General features: G+C 63.6%; 23 protein-coding genes. 16 read left to right on the top strand and 7 right to left on the bottom strand.

Annotation, left to right across the window (positions count from 1 at the left end; all coding sequences use genetic code 11):
• Positions 1–125: 125 nt before the first annotated feature.
• Entirely contained in the window at positions 126–437 is a 312-nt protein-coding gene (locus PQR67_RS26600; RefSeq protein WP_408465721.1) for a hypothetical protein, read from the top strand.
• A 9-nt stretch (positions 438–446) separates the two neighbouring features.
• Here PQR67_RS26600 and PQR67_RS26595 read toward each other — a convergent pair whose 3' ends face one another.
• The gene (locus PQR67_RS26595) at positions 447–908 is read right to left on the bottom strand and encodes a GlcG/HbpS family heme-binding protein (RefSeq protein WP_408465719.1); all 462 of its coding nucleotides are present in this window, start codon (positions 906–908) and stop codon (positions 447–449) included.
• Between the two features lie 120 nt (positions 909–1,028).
• On the opposite strand from PQR67_RS26595, the gene PQR67_RS26590 reads away from it, so the two are divergent.
• Both PQR67_RS26590 and PQR67_RS26585 read left to right on the top strand, forming a co-directional pair.
• Positions 1,029–1,922, top strand: coding sequence for a LysR family transcriptional regulator (locus tag PQR67_RS26590; RefSeq protein ID WP_408465717.1), 894 nt, complete (start codon positions 1,029–1,031; stop codon positions 1,920–1,922).
• A gap of 741 nt (positions 1,923–2,663) precedes the next feature.
• Positions 2,664–2,930, top strand: coding sequence for a hypothetical protein (locus PQR67_RS26585; RefSeq protein ID WP_408465715.1), 267 nt, complete (start codon positions 2,664–2,666; stop codon positions 2,928–2,930).
• A 25-nt stretch (positions 2,931–2,955) separates the two neighbouring features.
• Here PQR67_RS26585 and PQR67_RS26580 read toward each other — a convergent pair whose 3' ends face one another.
• Positions 2,956–3,468, bottom strand: coding sequence for a DUF3455 domain-containing protein (locus PQR67_RS26580; RefSeq protein ID WP_408465713.1), 513 nt, complete (start codon positions 3,466–3,468; stop codon positions 2,956–2,958).
• On the opposite strand from PQR67_RS26580, the gene PQR67_RS26575 reads away from it, so the two are divergent.
• The 3 genes from PQR67_RS26575 to PQR67_RS26565 all read left to right on the top strand — a co-directional run bounded on the left by PQR67_RS26575 (position 3,371) and on the right by PQR67_RS26565 (position 6,412).
• Positions 3,371–3,733: a hypothetical protein gene (locus PQR67_RS26575; protein WP_408465875.1), complete on the top strand. Its 363-nt coding sequence runs from the start codon at positions 3,371–3,373 to the stop codon at positions 3,731–3,733. The two genes, PQR67_RS26580 and PQR67_RS26575, sit on opposite strands and share 98 nt — an antisense overlap.
• Positions 3,696–4,847 (top strand): peptidyl-alpha-hydroxyglycine alpha-amidating lyase family protein, encoded by a 1,152-nt coding sequence (locus tag PQR67_RS26570; protein ID WP_408465711.1) that lies wholly within the window; start codon positions 3,696–3,698, stop codon positions 4,845–4,847. The genes PQR67_RS26575 and PQR67_RS26570 overlap by 38 nt, the downstream gene beginning before the upstream one ends.
• Before the next feature lie 242 nt (positions 4,848–5,089).
• Positions 5,090–6,412 (top strand): MFS transporter, encoded by a 1,323-nt coding sequence (locus PQR67_RS26565; protein WP_408465709.1) that lies wholly within the window; start codon positions 5,090–5,092, stop codon positions 6,410–6,412.
• Between the two features lies 1 nt (position 6,413).
• Here the strand turns inward: PQR67_RS26565 and PQR67_RS26560 are convergent, their stop codons facing one another.
• The 3 genes from PQR67_RS26560 to PQR67_RS26550 all read right to left on the bottom strand — a co-directional run bounded on the left by PQR67_RS26560 (position 6,414) and on the right by PQR67_RS26550 (position 8,871).
• Positions 6,414–7,706 (bottom strand): TAXI family TRAP transporter solute-binding subunit, encoded by a 1,293-nt coding sequence (locus PQR67_RS26560; protein ID WP_408465707.1) that lies wholly within the window; start codon positions 7,704–7,706, stop codon positions 6,414–6,416.
• Between the two features lie 153 nt (positions 7,707–7,859).
• Complete coding sequence (locus PQR67_RS26555) at positions 7,860–8,585, bottom strand: response regulator (protein ID WP_408465705.1); 726 nt, start codon at positions 8,583–8,585, stop codon at positions 7,860–7,862.
• A 58-nt stretch (positions 8,586–8,643) separates the two neighbouring features.
• Positions 8,644–8,871: a hypothetical protein gene (locus PQR67_RS26550; RefSeq protein WP_408465703.1), complete on the bottom strand. Its 228-nt coding sequence runs from the start codon at positions 8,869–8,871 to the stop codon at positions 8,644–8,646.
• A gap of 71 nt (positions 8,872–8,942) precedes the next feature.
• Between PQR67_RS26550 and gcvA the strand changes: the two genes are divergently transcribed.
• The 8 genes from gcvA (at position 8,943) to PQR67_RS26510 (ending at position 18,654) form a co-directional block, all read left to right on the top strand.
• Positions 8,943–9,863 carry a transcriptional regulator GcvA gene (gene gcvA, locus PQR67_RS26545; RefSeq protein ID WP_408465701.1) on the top strand — a complete coding sequence of 307 codons (921 nt, stop codon included), beginning with the start codon at positions 8,943–8,945 and terminating at the stop codon, positions 9,861–9,863.
• A gap of 91 nt (positions 9,864–9,954) precedes the next feature.
• Positions 9,955–10,428, top strand: a complete 474-nt coding sequence (locus PQR67_RS26540; protein ID WP_408465699.1) for a RidA family protein — start codon at positions 9,955–9,957, stop codon at positions 10,426–10,428.
• Positions 10,429–10,454: 26 nt separating this feature from the next.
• Positions 10,455–11,654, top strand: coding sequence for an aminotransferase class V-fold PLP-dependent enzyme (locus PQR67_RS26535; protein ID WP_408465697.1), 1,200 nt, complete (start codon positions 10,455–10,457; stop codon positions 11,652–11,654).
• 161 nt (positions 11,655–11,815) lie between these two features.
• Positions 11,816–13,729, top strand: a complete 1,914-nt coding sequence (gene hflK, locus PQR67_RS26530; protein ID WP_408465695.1) for a protease modulator HflK — start codon at positions 11,816–11,818, stop codon at positions 13,727–13,729.
• 99 nt (positions 13,730–13,828) lie between these two features.
• On the top strand, positions 13,829–14,896 hold the full coding sequence (hflC, locus tag PQR67_RS26525; RefSeq protein WP_408465693.1) for a protease modulator HflC: 1,068 nt from the start codon (positions 13,829–13,831) through the stop codon (positions 14,894–14,896).
• Positions 14,893–16,068, top strand: a complete 1,176-nt coding sequence (locus tag PQR67_RS26520) for an SPFH domain-containing protein (protein WP_408465691.1) — start codon at positions 14,893–14,895, stop codon at positions 16,066–16,068. Before hflC ends, PQR67_RS26520 begins: the two co-directional genes overlap by 4 nt.
• Positions 16,065–18,062, top strand: a complete 1,998-nt coding sequence (locus PQR67_RS26515; protein WP_408465689.1) for a heavy metal translocating P-type ATPase — start codon at positions 16,065–16,067, stop codon at positions 18,060–18,062. The genes PQR67_RS26520 and PQR67_RS26515 overlap by 4 nt, the downstream gene beginning before the upstream one ends.
• Before the next feature lie 43 nt (positions 18,063–18,105).
• Positions 18,106–18,654 (top strand): hypothetical protein, encoded by a 549-nt coding sequence (locus PQR67_RS26510; protein ID WP_408465687.1) that lies wholly within the window; start codon positions 18,106–18,108, stop codon positions 18,652–18,654.
• 90 nt (positions 18,655–18,744) lie between these two features.
• Here the strand turns inward: PQR67_RS26510 and PQR67_RS26505 are convergent, their stop codons facing one another.
• Positions 18,745–19,779: an MDR family NADP-dependent oxidoreductase gene (locus tag PQR67_RS26505; RefSeq protein ID WP_408465685.1), complete on the bottom strand. Its 1,035-nt coding sequence runs from the start codon at positions 19,777–19,779 to the stop codon at positions 18,745–18,747.
• Positions 19,780–19,880: 101 nt separating this feature from the next.
• Here PQR67_RS26505 and PQR67_RS26500 point away from each other — a divergent pair, with 101 nt between their 5' ends.
• Positions 19,881–20,555 carry a TetR/AcrR family transcriptional regulator gene (locus PQR67_RS26500; RefSeq protein WP_408465683.1) on the top strand — a complete coding sequence of 225 codons (675 nt, stop codon included), beginning with the start codon at positions 19,881–19,883 and terminating at the stop codon, positions 20,553–20,555.
• Positions 20,556–20,902: 347 nt separating this feature from the next.
• Positions 20,903–21,325: a hypothetical protein gene (locus PQR67_RS26495; protein WP_408465681.1), complete on the top strand. Its 423-nt coding sequence runs from the start codon at positions 20,903–20,905 to the stop codon at positions 21,323–21,325.
• Positions 21,326–21,397: 72 nt separating this feature from the next.
• Here PQR67_RS26495 and PQR67_RS26490 read toward each other — a convergent pair whose 3' ends face one another.
• Complete coding sequence (locus PQR67_RS26490) at positions 21,398–21,871, bottom strand: Lrp/AsnC family transcriptional regulator (RefSeq protein ID WP_408465679.1); 474 nt, start codon at positions 21,869–21,871, stop codon at positions 21,398–21,400.
• Between the last annotated feature and the right edge of the window lie 53 nt (positions 21,872–21,924).

The following is a 21,924-nucleotide window of genomic DNA, read 5'->3' as shown; positions in this document are numbered from 1 at the left end:
GGCGCATTCTACTGCTGCATTGACGTCAGGTCATTGTGGACTCTGTTGAATAGACACGGTAGGCTGTCAGTGCTGGTGACGCTGTTTGGCTATGCTGGTCTTAAACGACAACATGGAGCCTGCACATGGACGTGAACACGGAAACGCTGGTGGAACTGCTGCGGGAAGTGGAAGCCGACGACCCGATCGACTTCGCTGACCTTCCATTTGGAGAGCAGGAACTCAGGCGGCTGGTCATGAGTTCACTGGTCGAGCGCCATCACCAGGTGGAAGCAGACAACCTGTCGATCTCCGACATCCACGCGTTGTATCTGCTGAGCACCGCCAAGCTTGTTCTCGAGAACCTGGTATTGCACGCGAGGCTGCTGATGCTCCAGGGGCAGCAGGTCGACGTGCGCTCACTGCTGGCGTCGTTCACCCTTAAGGGCAAGCCTTAAACGCAAGCCTTAAACGCCGGCAGGCGATTCTGTTCCCGGCAGCGCATCGGCACCGGCCTGGGCGACCTGAGCGTCCTGGTCGGAGCGCATGCCCGACACCCCTATCGCGCCGACCACGGCGCCGTCGCGAATCAGCGGAATCCCCCCATCGAGCGGCACGAGGTTAGTCATGCCGAGCAGGCGCAAGTGGAGTCCTCCCTGCGTGACGGCGTCTTCGAACACGCGCGTGGGACGCCGGAATAGCACGGCTGTCTCGGCCTTCTGTCTTGCCACGTCGTGACTGCCGAGTTGCGCGCCGTCGAGCCGCTGCTGAAGCACCAGGTGCGCGCCGCTGTCCACTATTGCAATGACCATGGGCCAACCGTGACGCAAGGCTTCCTCTTCGGCTGCGCGCGCGACCTGGCGTGCGTCGGCAAGATTGAGCCGGTCGCTGTATTTCATGGGCATGCCATTCTCGTTGGGTTGGGTCATTCATCGCCTCCTTGGGAATCGGTTGGGTATCAACATGGCTAGAATGTAGAGCGGCGATCGGCTCCCGCCTAGCTGCGCGAGCCGTCAGAGATTCTTCCAGAAAACGAGAGAATGACGGGCATGAACAAAGACGACTATGAAGTGCTGCTAGCCATTCTCGACGAAGGCAGTCTGACGGCCGCGGCGCGCTCGCTAGGCCGAACGTTGCAATCGGTGAGCCGCGCGATTGCCGCGCTCGAGCGTGAGTTGAATACGACCTTGTTCCACCGTACGACGCGCCGTGTCGAACCCACTGCGGCGTGCCTGAAATTCGCCGCGCGAATTCGGCCCGCGCTGGGAGAAATCGACGCAGCGCGCGACGAACTCGTCGACCAGGTCACGCAGTTGCGCGGCAGTATTCGTGTCGGTGCGCCAACGGCATTCGGCGCTGAATTCGTCTCGCCGATTCTTGCGACGTTTCTGGCGATTCACGAGTCTGTCCGCGCCGAACTCGTGCTCGCCGAACAGCATCTCGACCTGGCGAAAGCCAGCATCGATCTCGCGGTCCGCCTTGGACGTCTGCCGGACTCGAACTTGCGCGCGAAACAGGTGGGCACGTTGCGACGCGTGGTGTTCGGCGCACCGGACTATTTCGCCGCCCACGGCTACCCGGTTCATCCGACCGATCTTGGCGCACACGACTGCATCCTGCGCCAGCACGCCGAGCGCGAGATGTGGACATTCAATCGGGCCGGCGGCGCGGTCGAGGTCACGGGGCGGTTCCGCTCCTCCAGTGCGCTGGCATGTAACGCGGCCGCCGCGGCCGGAGCGGGCATCGGCCGGGCGCCGATCTTTCAGGTGCAGAAACTGCTCGACGCGGGGCAGGTGGTGACGGTGCTGGATGCGTTCGAACCCGAACCTGTCCCCGTGCATCTGGTGTGGCAGGCGGGCCGTCCGGTTGCGCGCCGCATCCGTACGCTGATCGACTTTATGGCAGCGCGCCTTGTTTCCGGAAGCGGAGCAGAGGCGATCTGAGCGTTCGGTGCGGGTGAATCGTACCGTCGTTGCATGGTGTTCTCCCGTGGCAGCGAGCGTGGAGCGTGCTAGCGGATTTCGGACTATTTCGCGTGAACCTTGCGTCCGCTCAGCAGAGATTGTTTTTTCGCATTAGCATACGGGCATGTCCCGTGCTGTTTGGTGGAATGAATCACCAGACCCTTGCCGCTGGACACATCAATGTGTGCGGGCCGAGTAAATCACCCCACATCAACCTGCCGCGGGCTTACGCCGCGAACCTGCCGTCCTGCGCGTTCTTCGAGTGGGCGGCCATCATCAATCCAATCGCATCGATTGAACGAATCGGTGGTTAATATGAGGAATGTACGTAAATCGGTGATAGTCGCTGTGCTGCTCGTGGAGGTGGCATTCGGCGCTTTCTTGCTGCTGCAGGAGCGAGATCGCTCGGCAGCCGACACCGACGTCCCGAAAGACAATTCGGCGGAATTGGCCGTGACGTCCTTCCAATCGTCTTCTCAATCGGATGACGCGCATATGGCGGCGGGAAGTGTGGCCGGCGCAGCGCCTGTCACTGGCCACACGGCGACTGACCCCAATCAGGTTGTGAGCGGCACCGTGGTGACGCAATCCGGTTCGCCGGCTAAAGTCGCGTTGCAAGCGCCGCGGCCGGAGATGCGACCGGAGCCGCGACCGGAAGCGCGGCCAGAAACGCCGCCACGTGAATCTGTCGCGCTTCATGCTTCCGTTGCACCGAGAAGCATGCCCGCACCGCGAGCCGAAAGCAGGCGTGACGATTCGCATCGTCAAGGCTCGAATCCGCTCGCATCCGCGATGACGGACCAACTGGTCAAGCAATCCGCACAACTCGATCCGGCATTGCCGCCACCGCAGCCGCAATCCGGTCATAACGACCCATATCGCCCCGGCTCGAACCCGGTTGCGGCCGCAATGACCGATCAGCTAGTGAGACAGTCCGCGAAACTCGATCCGGCACTGCCGCCGCCGAACCAGCCCAACGTGAAGTAAGCGCGCGCAGCGATGCGTGGCCGGCTTACCGGTAGAACACGTAGTTCGCGAGGTACGGCGAGCTGCCAGCTTGATGCTCCGTCGAGCACGCGGCCGCCGGCGCTAACCCGCCGACGGTATGCACACGCTGCACATATCGCACTGCTGACAATGTGCCGTTACCGGACGTGCTATGCGTTTCGAGCAATAGCTGGGGAATGCTCGCCGCTGTTTCGCTGTGCCGCTGTGCGAGCACGCGGCCTACGATCCGGCTGCCATCTTCCGCTTCCCATGAGGGTCCTGCGCCATGCCGGAGCACGGCGTGACCGCTCGCGTCGTAGAGCGTTGCTTGCGGGCTCTTGAACACCCATGCGAGACGGCCCTGCGCGTCCAGTTCACACGAGTAATTCTGCACGCCGGAGGCAGTGAGGGTCATCACGCGCTCGCCTTGAGGCGGGTCGATGGATGCACTCGGCGGACTTGCGGATGGCATTGCACATGCGGTCAGCATGGCAGTTGCAATAGTTGCGAAGCAGGCTTGCGAAATATTCCTGAGCATGGATATCACCTCGAGTGAAACGCGGCGCATGGCGGTTGCGGTGGTTGAGTCGGACAGTCGGGATAGTACGCGTGATCTTATCGGTGCAATGAATTTGCGTGTGCTTCTTCACGGTGTATTCTCGGCGTGCAAGACCTGGTGCGCCTGTTATCCGGACATGCCGCATACATTGGCGCGAAAACCGACAACGCCGCCGTCACGCAAGGCGCGCGAAAGGAGACAAGCCAATGAACGATCAACCGTCGTACTCCTGTCTTTGCTGTGATAGCGCCCAGAGCGCGGTCTTGAGCCGTCGCCGCTTCCTCACCCTCGCCGCCGAAAGCGCGGCGGCATTCGCGCTCTTTCCAGGTCTCGCCTATGCGGATTCTGTCCCAGGCATCGCCTACGAGTCGGTTGCCGATTTCCTGCATCTCCCACGCGACGTTTATTTCGGTGAGTGCTCGGGTGTCAGCTTCAATTCGAAGGGGCATATTTTTGTGCTCTCACGCGGCAACTCGACTGGGCCTGCCTACGGCGCGGCCGCGGCCCAGTTGCTCGAGTTCGCGCCGGACGGCCGCTTCGTCCGCGAGATCGGGCACAACCTGTATGCCTGGTCGTTCGCGCATACGGTCAAGCTCGACCGGCACGACAATATCTGGGTGACCGACAAGGGTTCCGACATGGTGATCAAGTTCACGCCGGAAGGACGCGTAGCTATGGTGTTTGGCCGCAAGCAGGAGGCGGCGGACGAAGCAACCGGTCCGCTCAAGCATCCGAATCCACCCCTGCCGGCGGAGCCGGGACGCTTCCGGCAGGTTACCGACGTCGCGTGGGACAGCGCTGACAACACCTATATCAGCGACGGATACATCAACTCCCGCGTGGCGAAAGTCGACAAGGACGGCAACTGGCTCAAATCCTGGGGCGAACGTGGGACGGGGCCGGGGCAGTTCCATACGCCGCATAGCATCGCAGTCGACGCCAAGGGGCTCGTCTACGTAGCCGATCGCAGCAACCGCCGCATTCAGGTGTTCGACGGCGAGGGCAATTTCCAGCGGCAGTTCACCATCGACGTACCCGTGCCCCCTGGCGCGCAACCCGCGATCGGCAACGTGCCGGACGAGGCCACGTTGGCCGAGGGCACCTTTGCGCCCGGCTCGCCCTGGGCGATCTGCATTTCTCCGGGCCCGAATCAGGTGCTCTACAGTTCCGATGCGTTTCCGGGACGCATCTACAAACTGACACTCGAAGGCAAACTGCTTGGCGTGCTGGGTCAATCCGGCAAGCAACTGAAGCAGTTTGGCTGGATTCATCAAATGGCCTGCCCATCCGAGAACGTGCTGCTGGTTGCCGAGCTTCTGAACTGGCGAGTGCAGAAACTCATGCTGCGCCCGTCCTAGCCTGACCCGACCCGACCCGACCCGACCCGACCCGACCCGACCCGACCCGACCCGATCCGGCCGATAACGAAAACGCTATCGCCCCATGCGGTTTCCTGATTGGAACCGGTGGGGCGCTGTCCGTACACTGGTCGCTCTGTGACGGCACGATGCGTGCAAGCGAGCATCGTGTTGCGCAGTGCTAAAAGACGCCACCGGCGACAACGAATGGCCGCAGAAGGCCATCTGGACGGAGACACGATTTGAACAAACCCATCATTCCCGTATCGGCCGCCGCAGCGCAGCCCGCCCGCCTCAATTTCCGCTGGCATGTCCTGATCTGGCTGCTGATCGGCGGGATCATCAACTACCTGGACCGCGCAAGTCTTTCGATCGCCGCTCCCGGCATGATTCAGGAACTGGGTCTGACACGTACGCAGATTGGTCTGCTCGGCAGCGTGTTCGCGTGGACCTATGCGGTCATGCAGTTGCCTGCGGGCTGGGTGATCGACCGTTTCGGCGCGAAGCGAGCGTATGCGCTCGGCATGATCTGGTGGAGTGTCGCGACCTGGCTAACGGGTGTAGTGGGTTCGATCTCCGGCTTGCTGGTGATGCGCGCGTTGCTCGCGGTAGGCGAAGCGCCGTGCTGGCCGACTTCGGCGAAAATTACCGCGGCGTGGTTTCCGGCCAAGGAGCGCGGCTTCGCGACAGGCGTGTGGGATTCATCGTCGAAGTGGGGGCCGGCACTCGCGCCCGCCATGCTGGTTGCATTGATGGTCGCGTTCGGCTGGCGCTCGCTATTTCATGTGACCGGCGCGGTCGGGATCGCGTTCGCGCTGCTGTTCCTGCTGCTGTATCGCAATCCGGCCGACAGCAAACGTCTGTCGAAGGACGAGTTTGCCTACATCGAAGCAGGCGGTGGCGGTCACGAACGGTCGCTCGCGAGCTCCTCGCTCAAATGGCGTTCGCTGTTCGGCCGCCGCAGCGTGTGGGGCATGATCCTTGGATACTTCTGCACGATCTGGCTGTGGAACATCTTCCTCGTGTTCCTGCCGCTCTATCTGCTCGACCGCTTTCACATTTCGTTCGCGCAACTCGGCGTGGTCGCGGGAATTCCGTGGGCGGGCGGCGCGGTAGGGGAGATCGCGGTGGGGTATCTGGCAAAGAAGATCGTCGATCGCCATCTCGCATCGGCGATCGACGCGAAGCGCTTATTGATCGCCTGTTGTTCCGTGGGCGCTGCGGTGTGCGCGATTGCGTTGCCGTTCACTCACGCATTCAGCGTGACGATCGTGCTATTCACCGTCGGCCTCGCATTCATCGCCGCCGTGGTCGGCTCGGCATGGGCGCTCGCGGCGGATATCGCGCCTTCGTCGATGATTGCGTCGGTGAGCGCGATCCAGAATTTCGGCGGCTACTTCGGCGGGGCTTTCTCGCCCGTCGTCGCGGGCATCATCGTCGACCGCACGGGCTCTTATGCGCTCGCGTTTATCTCCGGCGGCATCATCGCCGGATGTGCGGCGCTGTTCTACTGGTTCATGGCGCGCCAACCGATCATCGACGATGCTGCCGCGCCGGCGGGTTAGGTTATTGCTCCCGCGCTACACGGGCAATCCGGTCCCGGACTACGCCAATCGCCTGTTTGAGCACGTAGACGTCGTGGATATAACGCTGTGGCATCTTGATCTGGTTGGCATTCGCATCGATGTGTTCAATCTCGTCCTGCCATTTTGCAATCTGATCGGCAGCAGGGTGCTGGCTCTTCCATATTTCATCTTCGAGCGCTTTGATCTCGCGATACCAGACCACCAGGCGTTTCTTGATGCGCGCCTCCGCCATGCGCGGCAACGCCTGGATGAGCCCGAGCAATAAAGCCATGAAGGGGAGCAGGATCAGCAAGCGTCTTTCGATGAAGCTGGCCAGCCAGAACGGCAGGTAGCGCTGCAGGAACGGGCGTCCCGTTTTGAAGTAACGCTCGCTTTCTTCGGAAACCGGAAATTCCTCGGTATTCAGATTGGGAAACACGCCAAGCGGCGTGAAGTAATCTTCGCCGCCGTGCACAGTCCTGGCCGCGTCCAGCAGCAGGTACACGAGTGCAGGGTGGAGCGTGTCTTTGGAGACGAGCAACGCAGTGGCGGCGAGCAGCGTGACGTCGGTCTGCGGCGTATCGTTGACGACACTGGTCGCCGCGCGCGGAAAAATAACCTTGGATAGCGACGGGAATTTTTGCACCAGCGCGTCGGCCTGCACAAAACTCATCAGCTTGAGATTGCTGTTGAGCAGAGTGGTCTGCATCGGCGCATCGGGTCTGCCGATAAAGAACGCCGCATCCAGCTGACCGTTTTCGAGCGCTTGATAGGATTGGGTCGCGTCCATTTCGCGCAGCGTTGTATTGTCCCGCGTGACGCCGCTGTATCCGAGCAAGGTCTGCGACACGTTCAGCAGGCCGCTGCCGGGAACGCCGATTGAAATCCGCTTGCCACGCAGTTGTGCCAGCCGGTTGACGATGGGCTCGCCGCGGTAGAACACCCAGATCGGTTCATAGGAGACGACGGCGATGGTCTGCAGGTGGTCGGTGTCCTTGGGGCTGGTGGTGCCGGACTGGATAAAGCCCACTTCGTAGTTGCTGTTCGGGTCCGTCAGGCGCTGATAGTTTTCGCTCGAGCCCGACGAACTGCGGATATCGAGCTTGATACCGTCGCGTTTCAGGATGGGTGCATAGCGATCTGCAAAGCCGCGATAGATCCCGTTGTCCGCGCCGGTTGTGATGACGATCGTGTGGCGGAAGGCGGGTTCGAGTATCACCGAGAGTCCCCAGCCTAGCGCTGCGATCAGCAGTATCGCGCCGGCGATCAGAAGCCGCCGGCGAGCCGGTGTCATGGGGACTTTTTCATTGCGATGAAGCGCTGGGTTGTGCCTGGGCATTGTTCGCCTCTCGGGTTCGGCGCTGCTCGCCAGCATGGATAATGCAGTGCCTTGAAGGCCTTGTCCACATCCACACTCAGGCTTGCGCGCCTCGCGGCGAGTGACGAATCAGTGCCTCGAGGACTGCTGCGCGCCATCCGGCACAAACACATAACCATGACTGCGCACGGTCTGGATAAACCTCGGAGAGGAGGGGTTCGTTTCGAGGATTCTGCGCAAGCGCCACACCTGGACGTCGACGCCCCGGTCGGTGTGATCGTCTTCCGGGCCGTGCAGCAATTCGAGCAGGCGTTCCCGGGTCAGCGTGCGCATGGGATTATTGACGAAGACCTTTAGCAGCGCGAACTCTCCCGCCGATAGCGTGAGCCGGCGGTTGTTCTCCATGATGAGCGTGCGCAACTGAAGATCCAGCGTGAATGGGCCAATTCCAACGACGGCGGGTTCTTCCCGTGCGGTGCCCGGCGCAGGCAGGGTTTGTCGCCGCAATACGGCCCGCATGCGGGCAAGGAGTTCGCGCGGATTGAACGGTTTGCCGATGCAGTCGTCCGCGCCCATTTCGAGCCCCACGATCCGGTCCATGTCGTCGGCGCCCGAAGTCAGAATCACCGGAACGGTGTTGCCCGCGGCGCGCAGTTTGGTCAGCGCGGCAAGGCCGTTCACGCCTTGCATGATCTGGTCGAGGACAATCAGATCGGGCGGGTCCCGTTCGATGTGTTCCCCGAGCGACCTCACTTCGTGCAACACGGAGACCGCCATCCCTTCTCGTCCGAGAAAGGCGGCCAGCGAACCAAGGAGTTCGACATCGTCGTCAACGACCAGTATTTGAGTTGTCATAGTAAGGGAATCGAACGCATGAGCCGGGAAACAGGGGGCAGTCACGTTGGCCGGCCCATCACTGCGGCGCGTTGGCCGCATCAGCTTTCAGTGCTGTCAGGATGTGGATGAACCGCGAACGTTGTGCTTCAGTCTCTTTAACGGCGCGAGTTGCGGGAATCCGTCGCTCAATAGGGTTTTTTTTAAAGGCAGTGGCGCTTGTCGACGGCACCCGGTCAGCGCCTCCCGGCACCAGGTGGCGTAGCATGGCAAACTCTTCGTGCTTATTGCCAACGCTTACTGCCAACACCCATCGCCAACACCCATCGCCAACACCCATCGCCAACACCCATCGCCAACACCCATCGCCAACACCCGATGCATCCTGCCCGCCCACTACCGCCTCTCCTGTCGCTACGCGCTTTTGAAGCCGCCGCGAGGCGTCTGAGTTTCAGTCATGCGGCTCAGGAACTCTTCGTGACACAAAGCGCTATCAGTCACCAGATCCAGAAACTGGAAGCCGACCTGGGCGTTGCGTTATTCGAGCGGCGCACGCGCGCCGTCGCGCTCACGCCGGAGGGCCTGGCGTACTACGGGAAAGTGCACGCAGCCTTTGAACTGCTGCGGACCGGCACCAGCGAGGTTCGCGTTCATGCCGATGAGCGGGCCACGTTGACGGTCGGGATCCTGGCCTCGTTTGCAACGCGCTGGCTGGCGCCGCGATTGCATGCTTTCTCGGCCGCCCATGGCGGTATCGACCTGCAGTTGCGACCCGAGATCGCCCTGGCCGACGTGTCCGGCGGCGAGGTCGACGTGGCGATCCGTTACGGCCGTGGCGGTTGGCCGGGCGTCCGTTCGCAGCAACTCATGCCGGAACGTCTGTCGCTGGTGTGCATCCCGTCCCTTGTCAGCGGCAGGAACCGTCCGCGCAAGCCGCAGGACCTGCTGCGCTTCCCGCTTCTGGCTTCGTATTCGAAACATTCCTTCGAGTGGGAAGTCTGGGCGCATCGCTTTGGGCTGGACCTGAGCCGGGCGCAGCACGTACAACTGCATGACTACAACATCGTTGTGGAAGCCGCGCTTGCCGGGCAGGGCATCGCGATGGGGCGGCATCGGCTGATCGCCCAGCAACTGGCGAGCCAGACGCTGGTCGAGGCGCTGCCCGACGCGGTGCTCGACGACCCGCGCATCGGCTGGTGGCTCGTCACGCCGAAGGGCGCGTTGAGCGACGCGGCGTCTGCTTTCCGCGCGTGGATCGTGCAGGCAGCCGCACAGGACGCGCTGCACGGTACGCATTAGTTTCGCTCATGCATGGCGTGCAAAAATTGATTGGTCACGCCGGGGCCGCGCCAATAGGATTGGGTTTCCCTTACGATCGGATGCTCCTGACATGACCTCTTCAATCTCCGCACGTGTCGCCGAACTTGGCCTGACGCTCGACGCCGCAGCCGCGCCCGCCGCCAATTACGTGCCGTTTGTGCAGGAAGGCAATCTTCTCTTTATATCCGGCCAGATATCGCGCAAGGACGGGCAGCCGGCCTACCTCGGCCGCCTGGGCGACAAGCTCACGGACGAGCAAGGCATCGAGGCGGCGCGCCTCGCGGCGCTCGGCGTCCTGGCGCAGATTGCGGCCGCGACTGGGGACCGGTTGGACCGTGTGGCGCGTGTCGTTCGCCTGGGTGTGTTTGTCGCCAGCACGCCGGATTTCAATCGGCATAGTGCCGTTGCCAACGGCGCGTCCGACCTGATCGTTGAAGTATTTGGCGCGGTCGGTCGCCATGCGCGCAGTGCGGTCGGTGTCGCGTCGCTGCCTGCCGGCGTAGCCGTCGAAGTCGAAGCCGTGATCTCTCTTACACCCGCGTGAGCCCAACGCGCGTCATTGGAACAACCATGCCATCTCCTCTCTCGCTTGCCGATGTGGACGCGCTGCGCGCCCGCACACCCGGTGCTCAAACCATCACGCATTTCAATCACGCGGGGGCCTCGCTGCCGTCCGCCGCGACGCTGGAGGCGATACACGCCCAGCTTTGGCTCGAAGCCACCACGGGGCCGATGGAGGCGGGCGTAACGGGACGTGAGCAGAGTGAGCGCGCGCGCCTGCTCGCGGCGCGGCTGCTGAACGCGCGGCCGGCGGAGATCGCCCTGACCGCGGGCAACTCGGCAGGCTGGGGCGCCGCATTCGCCGCGTTGGGACCCTGGCGGCCCGGCGAGCGGATCCTCGTTGCGCGTCATGAGTGGGGCGGCAATCTGGCGGCCATGCGTCTTTCGGCGCAGCGCGCAGGGGCGACGATCGAGGCCATCCCGTCCGACTCCAGCGGCGCCGTGGATCCAGAGGCGCTGGAGGCCATGCTCGATGACCGTGTGCGCCTGATCGCGCTGACCTGGATGCCGGCGAACGGCGGACTGATCAATCCGGCGGCGGCGATCGGCGAGGTCGCACGCCGCCACGGCATCCCCTATTTTATCGACGCTGCCCAGGCGATTGGGCAGCTTCCTATCGATGTCACCGCGGTGGGTTGCGACGTCCTGAGCGGCGTATGCCGCAAGGCGCTGCGCGGCCCCAGAGGCACCGGCCTGCTCTATGTGCGAGAGGACTTTCTACCCCGCCTGACGCCGGCCTTCGTCGACACGCGATCCGCGCCGCTGGGCGCCGACGGCGAACCCGTCTTGCGGGACGACGCGGTGCGCCTGGAGTTGTCGGAAGCATCGCTGGCCTTGCACTGCGGTGTGGCCAATGCGTTGCAGGAGGCGTTGGAGATTGGCATCGAAAACATTCGTGCGCGGATCGACAGCATTGCTCAGACTTTGCGCGCTCAACTCGCGGACATCCCCGGCGTGACGGTTCTGGATCAGGGCCGGGAACAGTCCGGGCTGGTGGCATTCAATGTAGCGGGCCTGGACGCGCTGTCGGTGCAGCGCAATCTGGCGGCTCAGGGCATCACGATCGGCAGTAACGGTGTCGGCTATACGCCCCTGGATATGGAGCCCAGAGGACTCAAGCAGATCGCGCGTGCGTCGGTCAGCTATCTGACTACGGAGTCGGAGATCGGCAAATTGCTGGACGCGATACGCGCACTCGAAGTCCAGTAGACGATCTGCGCTTTCCGTTGTTTATGCCCGCTGAGTCATTCTCAGACTAACCTTGAGTTTCCTACCCTCACACGCTAAATTGCGGCTCGCGGAACATTGCGATAACCCGTCGGGGACGTTCTGCATCACCCGGATTTGTAACGTGTTCGTAAGGAATACTGATGTTGGATCGGCATGCCGGCGAAGAAATCGATTTGGGCGAGCGACCGTCCGGACGTGGCGAAGCTTTGCTGACAGGATGGGTCGCCTTGGGACTCGCGGGCCTGCTCGGCATCCTGAGTCTTTTGAAAACGCTGCCCGTCGATCTGCGCTGGAGTGCGGTTCTGGCAAGCGCGTGCCTGAACGTGTTCGTTGTCACGATATGGCAGCCGCCAAGGGCACGCACGCCACGTGATCCGGCAGAGGGATCGGGCTGGAAGCGGGGCGTAAGTTTCATCAAACGACTGGTTTGGCAGGATGCCGAGGCACCGCCCTTGAGTCTCGCCGTCAGCGATTTTCACTGGCAACCATGGGGCGTGGCCCTTGGCTGCGGTCTTTCCGTGGCGATCGCCGCGACGGCGTTGCAGCCCCTGCCGCCCGCGGCGCTCATTCATGCGATGGTTTCATCGTCCCTCGTGATCGTTAGCGGCGCCGCCGCGCTCACGCTGGCCTTTCTCACGCTCGTCGCCGAACGGTTCTATGCACAGGACGCGGAGCAATCGCATGCTTCGCTGTCGGCGTCGCTCGCCGGCATGTTGCGCGTCCTGGTGGTGTGCGCTCTCGCTGCGGCACTGTCAGCGGCGTGGCTCGTCTACCTGCACACGGCGCTCGATTGGCTGGTGCATGTCGCGGCGGTGTTCACGGCTGCGATTGCCGTCGAAATGCTGATCCGCGCCGTGCTTCTCTGGTTCTTCACACCACGCTCCGGCGTACAGGCAGCGCGTGTCCCGTCGAGCGTCATCGCGGGGATGCTGCGTTACCGCCGCTCGTCGCTTGCGTCGCTCGGCGCCGGGTTGCATGACCGCTATGGGATCGATCTGCGCCAGAACTGGGTGTTGCGCAGCTTTGTGCGGCTGTTGCCGGTCACCGTCGTGGCGATGGTGGCGTGTGCGTGGCTGTTGACGTCCGTCGTCGTGTTAGGGCCGTCTCAGCGCGCGGTGTACGAACGGTTCGGCGCGCCGGTAGCGGTGTGGCCGCCGGGGCTTCACTTCGGCATGCCCTGGCCCTTCGGCAAGGCACGTCTCGTCGATAACGGCGCGGTGCATCAGATCATCGTGTCGGGCGGCGCCGACGACAGCAGCGTCGCGGCGCCCTCCACTGCCGCCGACGGTCCGACGCCCGAACAGCTGAATCGTCTCTGGGACGTCCAGCATCCATGGGACACGAGCCAGGTGATCGCGGGTGCTACCGGCGAGCAGCAGAGCTTCCAGATCGTCAACGCCGACGTGCGGCTCGACTACCGCGAAGGGTTGAGCGATGCGGCGGCGCGTGCGGCACTCTACCGCTCGGTCGATCCGGAGAGCACGGTTCGCTCGATCGCCAATCGCGAGGTGGTGCATTACCTCGCGTCGCATACGCTGCAGGCCTTGCTCGAGACGAGTCAAACCGCCATGGCCGACAGCGTGCGCGCTGCCGTTCAGCGGCAACTCGACCAGCTTTCCAGTGGCATCGAAGTCGTGGCGGTGGTGATCGAAAGCGTGCATCCGCCAACGGGGGCGGCGGCGGCCTATCACGACGTGCAGGCCGCGCAGATTCGTGCGCAGGCGAGTGTTGCCGAGGCGCACGGCTTCGCAGCGGGATTGCTCGGCAATGCGCAGCAACAGGCTCAGGCGAGCGTCACCCAGGCGAGTGCGCGGGCGGCCGACACGATGGCGGCGGCGCGCGTGCAGCAGATCAACTTCGAAGCCGACACGGTGGCGTACCGGCTCGGCGGACCGGCTTTTCCCTTCGAGTACTACCTGAGCAAGTTGCAGCAGGGATTGCAGAACGCGCGCATCACGGTGATCGACGACCGGCTGACGGCCGAGCGCCGGGCAACCATCGACCTGCGCTCGTTCACCGGGGGCGATCTCACCGGCATGCCTCATGGCAATTGACGTCGGGGCCACGCATATACACATGCGGTACACGCGGCGTGCACGGGTTGGACAGAGAAACACGCCCAATGTCGGCGAAGCAGTTTTTAAGGTGACGATATGAGTTTGTTCCATTCACATGCAGACGGTCACGATCACGGGCACGGGCATCACCACCATCATCACGATGGCAGTGATGCGCAGGCCGCGCGCGGCGGGCCGTTCTATGGCCGGGTTCTGCTTGCCTTGCTTTGCGTGGCCGTGGCGATCGCGGTGGCGAGTTTCATCTCCGTGCGCGCGGGCGAAGCTTCGGTGATCACGCGCTTCGGTCAACCCGTGCGCGTGCTGCTCGAACCGGGCCTCGCGTGGCGTCTGCCGGCGCCGATCGAAGCGGTGGTGCCGGTCGACCTGCGCCTGCATACGACCTCGAGCGGCTTGCAGGACGTCGGCACGCGTGACGGCTTGCGGATCATCGTGCAGGCGTATGTTGCGTGGCGGGTCGCGGCGGACCCCAACGACGTGCGCCGTTTCGTTCGGGCCGTGGGCAATCAGCCCGACGAAGCCGCGCAGCAAATCCGCTCGTTGCTCGGCTCGTCGCTGCAAACCACGTCGGCGGGCTTCGACCTTGCGTCGCTGGTCAACACGGATCCGTCCCAGGTGCGCATTGCCGCGTTTGAGGACGCGTTGCGCAGTCAGATCGACGCGCAGTTGTACTCGGCTTACGGCGTGCATGTCGTGCAGGTGGGGCTGGAGCGGTTGACGCTGCCGGCCGTGACGCTCGCGGCCACGGTGAGCCGGATGAGCGCCGAGCGCGAGACGGTGGCCGCGCAGCGCACGGCCGACGGCAATCGCGAGGCCGCGCAGATCCGCTCGGATGCGGACCGCGATGCCCGGCTCGCCGTCGCCGATGCGAATGTGAAAGCGGCGCAGATCGAGGCGCAGTCGCGCAAGGATGCCGCCGAAATCTACGGCGCCACCTACGCGGGCAATCCGCGGCTCTATACGATGCTGCGCTCGCTCGACACCCTCGACTCGGTGGTCAGCGCCAACACGAATCTGATTCTGCGCACCGATGCCGCGCCGTTCCAGGCCCTGGTGCAGGGGCCCATCGCACTGAGCCCCGAGTCGTCGCCGCAGCCCGGTGTTGGCTCGGCGTCCGCGTCGAAAAAAAGCAGGTCCGCACGATGAGCACGGACGCCGGCTTGCCGCCGCTCGGCCCGGGCGCCCAGGCGGTACGGCTTTCGTTCTGGTTTGTCGCCGCGCTGGTCGTGCTCGCCGCTTGCGCGTGGGCCGGGTCGAACATCCTGCGGATTCCGCCGGATAGCCGGGCGGTCGTGTTGCGCTTCGGCTCGTTCGTGCGCACTCAGGACGCGGGCCTGTTGATTGCGTGGCCGCGTCCGTTCGAGTCGACCCTGCTGGTGCCGGGCAGTGCCCGGGTATTGGAGCAGAGCATTCAGTCGCTCGAACGTGATCCGCGTGCGCGCGCCGCCGATATGAATGTGCCGCAGGCGCCACCGCCGGTTCAAGGACTCGGCGGAAGCGGTGCCGGGGCCGTGATCGGGCCGGAGGATGGGCCACCCGGTCCACCGCCCGCGCCGGACAACGCGGCCGGCCCTAACGCGCCGCCGCTGATTGCGCCGTTGCCCGATGCGCTGGCCGGTTCCGGTTATGTGCTGACCGGCGACAACGGCGTATTGCAGTTGCGCGCCACGTTGTACTACCGGGTCGTCGATCCCTATGCCTATGTCCTGCAAAAAGACCGGCTCGCGGCGGCGCTGGAGCGGATCGTGTCCGCCTCGGCGGTCAGTGTCGTGGCCCAGCGTGATCTGGATGCGATTCTGGTCGCGCGTCCCGAGTTGTTGTCGGCGGATCAGCAGGTCGCGATAAAGCGCGAGCGTCTGCGGGGCGATCTCGCGCAGGAAGTCGAGCGCCACCTGCGCGCGCTCGAAGCGCAACATGCGGGACTCGGCGTGGAAGTCGCGCGTGTCGACGTCGAGGTGGCGTTTCCGGCTGCTGCCGTGGGCGCGTTCAATTCGGTGCTGACCTCGTTGCAGGTGGCCGAGCGCAGCATGGCCGAGGCGCGCACGTCTGCTGAGAAGACACGCCAGGATGCACAACAGGATGCCGACCGGATCGTACAGAACGCCCAGGCGAGCGCCGTTGAGCGTGTCGCCACCGCGCAGGCTAAAACCATGACCATTCAGCAACTGGAAGTGCCGCTTCGCAGCAACAGCGATCCTGGACTTCTCGCGCGCGTGTATCGGGATCGCGTCCAGTCGGTCCTCTCGAAAGCGGGCAGCGTGACGACCGTCGGCGCGCACGACACGTCGAATCTGATCCTGCCGGGGAATGGGCGATGAGCACCGGAGTCGGGCACACAACGCACCCAGGCGAGCACGCACACGCGCACGGCTCGCATCCCTCGAATGCCGACGAAGCGACCAGCGTCGCTCAGGGGCGCGCGATAGTTTTATCGGCGTCCGAGCAACGAGGCGTCACGCGGCAAGTCGCGCTTGCGTTGCTGGCCGGCGGTCTGCTGATCCTGTCGACGGCATGGCACTACTTTGCCCCAGCGGATGAAGCCCTGGCGCAGGTCCTGGCGGGCCTCGCTTCTCTGGTTGTGGCCGGGCCGGTGTTCGCCGGCGCATGGCACAGCCTGAAGTCACCGAGTCTGCATGGTGTGACTGACCGGCTGATCGCACTCGCCATGCTGGCGGCATGGGCGGTGGGCGACATGGCGACGGCCGCGTTGTTGCCGATCGTCATGACGTTCGGGCATGCACTCGAAGAGCGCAGCGTGCTCGGCTCGCAAGAGGCGATCCGGGCGCTCGGCAGGCTGACCTCGGGCAAGGTGCGGCGCGTGAAGGCCGATGGCTCGATCGAAGAAGTGCAGTATGACGCGGTGCGGGCGGGCGACCACATCGAAGTCGTCGCCGGTGCGCGGATTCCGGCTGACGGTGTCGTGCAGCATGGCGACTCCAGTGTCGACAATGGGCCGATTACCGGCGAGTCGGTGCCGCTCGATGTCGAGCCGGGCTCCACCGTATTCGGCGGGGCGATGAATCTCGACGGTCCGCTGCGTATCGAAGTCACGCTCGCGGGCAAGCAGTCGACGCTCGGCAGGATCATCGAGTTGATGCAGCGCGCCGAGCAGGCGAAGCCGCCGATCACACAGATGCTCGAACGCTACATGGGCGGTTATTTGTGCCTTGTCCTGCTGATCGCGGCGATCGTGTGGTTCGTCTCGGCGAATGCATCGGCGATGCTGGCCGTGATCGTCGCGGCGTGTCCGTGCGCGTTGGTACTTGCCGCGCCGTCGACGGCCATTGCCGGCATTGCGGTCGGCGCGCGCCACGGCATCCTGTTCAGAAGCGCCGCGTTTCTCGACAAGTTTGCGCAGATCGATTCGCTGGTAATCGACAAGACCGGCACGTTGACCTACGGCGAATTGCGGGTCGAAGACGTGATGCTGGAACCCGGCGCCGATGCGGCACAGGTGCTCGAACTGGCGGCGCGGCTGGGCGGCAGCAGCGCGCATCCGGTGAGCCGCGCGCTGCTGCATTACGCGACTGAAACCGGACCGGCCGGATTCGAACGCGAGCCGTTCGAACACGCACGCGAACTACGCGGGTTGGGTGTGCTCGCAGAGACGCCGGACGGCGTCGCGGTGCTGGGGCGCTTCGGCTTGCTCGCGCAATACGTGCAGGGTTTGACGGAACCGCGCCGCGAGATCGAAGGACCTTGCGTGGGTCTTGCGTTGAACGGCCGACTGCTCGCGTGGTTCGGCTTTGCCGATGCACTGCGTGCGGAAGCCAGGGAGGCGCTGGCGGAGTTGCGCGAGCTTGGGCTAACGCGCCAGACGTTGTTGACCGGAGACCGCGAACCGGTGGCGCGCAAACTGGCGGCGCAGACGGGCATCGCCGTGGTCGTCGCGCAGGCGCTGCCGCATGACAAACTCGATTACGTCGTGCGGGAAATGGCGGCCGGCTATCATCCGCTCGTGGTGGGCGACGGCCTGAACGATGTACTCGCGATCAAGGCCGGCCCGACCAGCATGGCGATGGGCGAGCGAGGTATCGACATTGCGGTGGCGTCGGCCGACGTCGTGCTGCTCGGCGACGACTTGCGCCGTATCCCGACGTGTGTGCGCCTCGGGCGGCGTTGCCTGCGCACGGCGGCGGTCAATGCCGCGATCGGCTTGGCGTGGACGGTCGCGGTGATCGCACTGGCCGCGGCCGGTGTGCTCAGCGCCGTGTGGGTTGCGCTTTTGCATAACCTGGGCACGTTCATCGTGATCGCGAATGCGGGCCGGTTGCTGCGAATGGACGATAACCATCGATCTGAAATCCCCTGAATGAAGAGGAACGAGATTCCGTATGCAGCAGGCGAAAAATAGCATGACACTGATCGACGAATTTTTGCCGCGTTATGATTTCCGCGAGCGGCACAGCGCGCTTATACACGCGCCGGCAGGCATTATTCTGGATTGCGCCAGCCGCCAGCGGGCGCAGGATGATCCGCTGATACGACTGGCAATTCGCCTGCGCGAGTGGCCGTCGCGACTCTTGAAACAGTCGCAGAGACCGCCACTGGACCTCGACGATTTCACTTTTCTGGGGCGCGACGCAGACCGCGGACTGGCGTTCGGACTGATTGGCGCCTTCTGGCAGGCGGACTACGGTTTGCTCGAGATTGACTCGCCCGAGGCGTTCAAGGCAACCGCCAGAACAGATGTCTGCCAACTGGTCATGGACTTCAGCGTAAACGCCAGCGCGTCCGGCGCATCCATGCTGAGTACGGAGACGCGGGTGTTCTGTCCAAGCCCGGAAGTACGCCGCCGATTTGCGCCGTACTGGTTCGTCATCCGCCCCGTCAGTGGACTCATCCGGCAGCGTACGCTCGCCAGGATTCGGCGAGAGGCGGAAAGCCTTGCCGTTGGCAAATGAGGCCTGTCAGCTTCAGGTTTCTACACTGACCCGGCTGTCCGAATGATCAACGCCCGCCCGGCTGGCTGGCAGACGCCGCGCCTCGTCCCGTTACAACGCGACGAGCACCACCCCTTTGAGCTTTCCCGCGCAAGCCTCTTGCAACGCCTTTGGCGCATTGTCGAGGCCGCTGAAGGTCGTGGAGGGGAGGCAAATCGTGCCCTCGTGCCGCCATTCGTCGAGGCGTTGCATCCATTCGGCGAACGCGCCCGCGTCGTCTTCGCATGCGCTATAGCCGCGCAGGGTGATGCCCTTGATCGGAAGTTGAAACGAATCGATCTCGGCCGGCGCGATAGCGCTGGAGCCTTCAGCATTCAGCTCCGCGACGAGGGCGCCCAGGATCACGAAGCGCGCATTTTCCCGCGCCAGTGCGACCGCCGCCGTCAACTGCTCGCCGCCCACCATGTCGACGAACACGTCGATACCGTCCGGCGCGGCTTCGGCCAGGTGCGCGGCGAAGGGCCGGCCGTCGCGAACAATCACCGCGTCATAGCCGAGCTCACGCTTCATCCACTCAGCCTTGGCTGGCGAGCCCGTGCTGCCGATGACCCGCCCGGCGCCGAGCCTGCGCGCAATCTGTCCCGCCATCGATCCGATCGCACCCGCGCCGCTGGACACGAAGACGGTGTCGCCGGGATTGATGTGCGTGCCGCGGGTCAATGCGGCATACGCGGTCCAGCCGTGACCGAGGTACGCGGCCGGATCGAGGCGCTCGCGCGGCACCACCGTGCATTGACGCGCATCGGTCACCGCATAGTCGCGCCAGCCCAGCGAATGCATCACGGTCTCGCCGACCCGCAACCCGGATTCGGGCGTTGCGGCGATCACCTCACCAATCGCCCCATCCGCGAGAGCGTCGCCCGGTTTGAGAGCGGGAAATGGAATACCTTTGATTTCCTTCGCATCGCGGCTGGCCATCAAGCGCGTCGACACGGAGACGCGAAACCACGTGTTGCGCAGCAGTACCTGGTGGGGCGCCAACGGCGGCAAGGGTGTTTCGGCAAGCATGAAATCGGTCGACCGCAGTTTGCCTTCCGGGTGAGCCGCGAGTTTGATTTGTTGAGAAACACGGGGCAATGGCGCCATGTCGGACTCCTTTTACAGGGGAAAAGCAGTGGCACGGCGCGCCACACGTTGCACACGTTGATTTCGCAGGTATATTTGAATTTTTGCGTGGATCCATGGCCATGGCTACTCGCTTTTCCGCACCCGCTCAAGCGGCACGCAGAGCCCCTCGGCAGCAGCGTTCGCGAGCCACCGTCGATGCGCTCATCCAGGCGGGCGCTCACGTTCTAGCCGCGCGCGGCTGGACGAAATTCACCACAAATGAAGTGGCGCGCGTCGCCGGTGCGAGCATCGGATCGTTGTATCAATACTTTCCCGACAAGCTCGCGCTGGCCGAGGCGATTCGCACGCGCCACCTCGACGAGGTACTCGCCGTGTTGCCCAATCCCGGTGAACGCGGCGACGCGATCGGGCTCGAGCTCGAGCTCGAGCTCGAGAAGCGGGTCGGCCAGGTGATCGACGGCATCATTGCGATCCATCTGGATAGTCAGCGGTTGCATCGCGTGCTGCTGGACGAAGTCCCGCTCGCGGCGCGGGCGAGCGGTGATGCGTTCGAGGTGGAATATCTGCGCCGCTACCAGGCGTTGATTCAGCCAGGCACGCAACAACCGGGCACCCCGGGCGATGCAATCGCAGCCCAGGTTCTCGCTTCGGCTGTCGAAGGTGTGGTCCATGCGGCCGCGTCGCGTGGCGAACTCGGCACGCCTGAGATGCGCCGGGAGCTCAATGGCTTTGTTTGTGCCTACCTGCGTGAGCGCTTGCGTCAATCTTCAACTGATCCGCGTGACCTACCTTGAATCTGTTCTGATACTGCTTTGGATTGGCCGGGAAAACAGGCATCACGCGTCAATCTTTTGTTGAGCCGGATTGTCTTGCAGCGGTGTTCCATGTGCCACGTGGCCATCTGCAATACGTGAACACCGTCAGCGCAAAGAGTCGGGCTACGCCGTCAAGGCGGCCCGTGACTTTGCGCATCGATTTGATATCGGCGCGCTAGATCGTTGACATGCGTTTCGGATATCCTTAGGGCCGCAATGAATGGTGCGGAGCCGCTACAGGACGCTTACGACCACATACAAAAAACTACGGGGCAACCATGCTACGCCACGAGACATCGAGTTTCCGACGCGCTTTCGCCGGCATCATGCTGGCCGCGATTTCCAGCCTGATAACCGGTTGTAGTGACGGGATATCCGAGGTCGACGCCGCATTCGTTACGGCCGGGATGCCATCCCAATTCCAATCCCTGCGGATGTACGGCGCCGCCCCGGAGAATACCGTTGTGGGCAGCAGTAGCGCTCGTGGGGCGGGCCGGCTTCACCAGGCGTGCCAGGCGATGATCCGCGCCGGGGGGCGCGATGTGCGCGAGACGGTGATTCTCGAAGATGAGCAGGGCGCAAACTTCGATCTGGAAGTGACCCGCAGCTCCGACGGATTGAACGTCGCGTCGGATGGACTCACACCGCTGAGCTCCGACCCCGTCGGTTTCCGCACGCGCTTCACGCGTTGCGTGAATGCGATCCGGGACAAATATGCAGCCGAACCGGAAAAGGCGCCTTTCAGTTAGGCGTCGATCGTCGGGTGTTTTGGACTGACGAGCGTCAACAAGCGTCAACGAGCGCAGAAGGCGCGCGAGCCCTTACTCGTCGCGAATGCGTAGCGGTAGCGCGGTTTTGTATTCGACCCGGCGAAGCGCCACGGATGTGTGAATGTCGCGCACGCCGTCAACCTTCGTGAGTCGGGTCATGACGAAGCGCTCGATGCCGGCAATGTCGGCCGCGACCACCCTGAGCATGTAGTCGAAAGCACCGGTCATCAGGTAGCACTCCATCACTTCATCGAGGTTGGCAATGGCGCGCTCGAACGCCGCGAGCCGTGCCTCGCTCTTCTTCTCGATTGCCACGGACACGTAGGCATTGACGGGAAATCCCGCCTTCTCCTGATCCAGCAGCGTCACGTACTGGTTGATGACGCCGGACTCCTCAAGCATCCGGATGCGCCGGTAAAACGGCGACAGCGAAAGACCCAGCGACTCCGCGAGGTCGGCGGCTTTCGTATGGGCGTCCAACTGCAATGCACGCAGGATGGCCACGTCGGTACGGTCAAACTTCATTGGCTAACTTTCCCCGAAAACATTTGAAAACTGGCGTTACGTGCCAAATTCAG

Origin of the sequence: Paraburkholderia fungorum (assembly GCF_046026025.1) — a bacterium.
GTDB classification, from domain to species: domain Bacteria; phylum Pseudomonadota; class Gammaproteobacteria; order Burkholderiales; family Burkholderiaceae; genus Paraburkholderia; species Paraburkholderia fungorum_E.
Note: the sequence above shows the minus strand (reverse complement) of the source record. Positions and strands in the feature narration are given on the sequence as shown.

Bases quoted from the DNA above. Each gene is read 5' to 3' on its own strand.
- PQR67_RS26600 (WP_408465721.1), top strand. From the start codon at position 126: ATGGACGTGAACACGGAAACGCTGGTGGAACTGCTGCGGGAAGTGGAA.
- PQR67_RS26595 (WP_408465719.1), bottom strand. From the start codon at position 908: ATGACCCAACCCAACGAGAATGGCATGCCCATGAAATACAGCGACCGG.
- PQR67_RS26590 (WP_408465717.1), top strand. From the start codon at position 1,029: ATGAACAAAGACGACTATGAAGTGCTGCTAGCCATTCTCGACGAAGGC.
- PQR67_RS26585 (WP_408465715.1), top strand. From the start codon at position 2,664: ATGCCCGCACCGCGAGCCGAAAGCAGGCGTGACGATTCGCATCGTCAA.
- PQR67_RS26575 (WP_408465875.1), top strand. From the start codon at position 3,371: ATGGATGCACTCGGCGGACTTGCGGATGGCATTGCACATGCGGTCAGC.
- PQR67_RS26580 (WP_408465713.1), bottom strand. From the start codon at position 3,468: ATGCTCAGGAATATTTCGCAAGCCTGCTTCGCAACTATTGCAACTGCC.
- PQR67_RS26570 (WP_408465711.1), top strand. From the start codon at position 3,696: ATGAACGATCAACCGTCGTACTCCTGTCTTTGCTGTGATAGCGCCCAG.
- PQR67_RS26560 (WP_408465707.1), bottom strand. From the start codon at position 7,706: ATGACACCGGCTCGCCGGCGGCTTCTGATCGCCGGCGCGATACTGCTG.
- PQR67_RS26555 (WP_408465705.1), bottom strand. From the start codon at position 8,585: ATGACAACTCAAATACTGGTCGTTGACGACGATGTCGAACTCCTTGGT.
- gcvA (WP_408465701.1), top strand. From the start codon at position 8,943: ATGCATCCTGCCCGCCCACTACCGCCTCTCCTGTCGCTACGCGCTTTT.
- PQR67_RS26540 (WP_408465699.1), top strand. From the start codon at position 9,955: ATGACCTCTTCAATCTCCGCACGTGTCGCCGAACTTGGCCTGACGCTC.
- PQR67_RS26535 (WP_408465697.1), top strand. From the start codon at position 10,455: ATGCCATCTCCTCTCTCGCTTGCCGATGTGGACGCGCTGCGCGCCCGC.
- hflK (WP_408465695.1), top strand. From the start codon at position 11,816: ATGTTGGATCGGCATGCCGGCGAAGAAATCGATTTGGGCGAGCGACCG.
- hflC (WP_408465693.1), top strand. From the start codon at position 13,829: ATGAGTTTGTTCCATTCACATGCAGACGGTCACGATCACGGGCACGGG.
- PQR67_RS26520 (WP_408465691.1), top strand. From the start codon at position 14,893: ATGAGCACGGACGCCGGCTTGCCGCCGCTCGGCCCGGGCGCCCAGGCG.
- PQR67_RS26515 (WP_408465689.1), top strand. From the start codon at position 16,065: ATGAGCACCGGAGTCGGGCACACAACGCACCCAGGCGAGCACGCACAC.
- PQR67_RS26510 (WP_408465687.1), top strand. From the start codon at position 18,106: ATGACACTGATCGACGAATTTTTGCCGCGTTATGATTTCCGCGAGCGG.
- PQR67_RS26505 (WP_408465685.1), bottom strand. From the start codon at position 19,779: ATGGCGCCATTGCCCCGTGTTTCTCAACAAATCAAACTCGCGGCTCAC.
- PQR67_RS26500 (WP_408465683.1), top strand. From the start codon at position 19,881: ATGGCTACTCGCTTTTCCGCACCCGCTCAAGCGGCACGCAGAGCCCCT.
- PQR67_RS26495 (WP_408465681.1), top strand. From the start codon at position 20,903: ATGCTGGCCGCGATTTCCAGCCTGATAACCGGTTGTAGTGACGGGATA.
- PQR67_RS26490 (WP_408465679.1), bottom strand. From the start codon at position 21,871: ATGAAGTTTGACCGTACCGACGTGGCCATCCTGCGTGCATTGCAGTTG.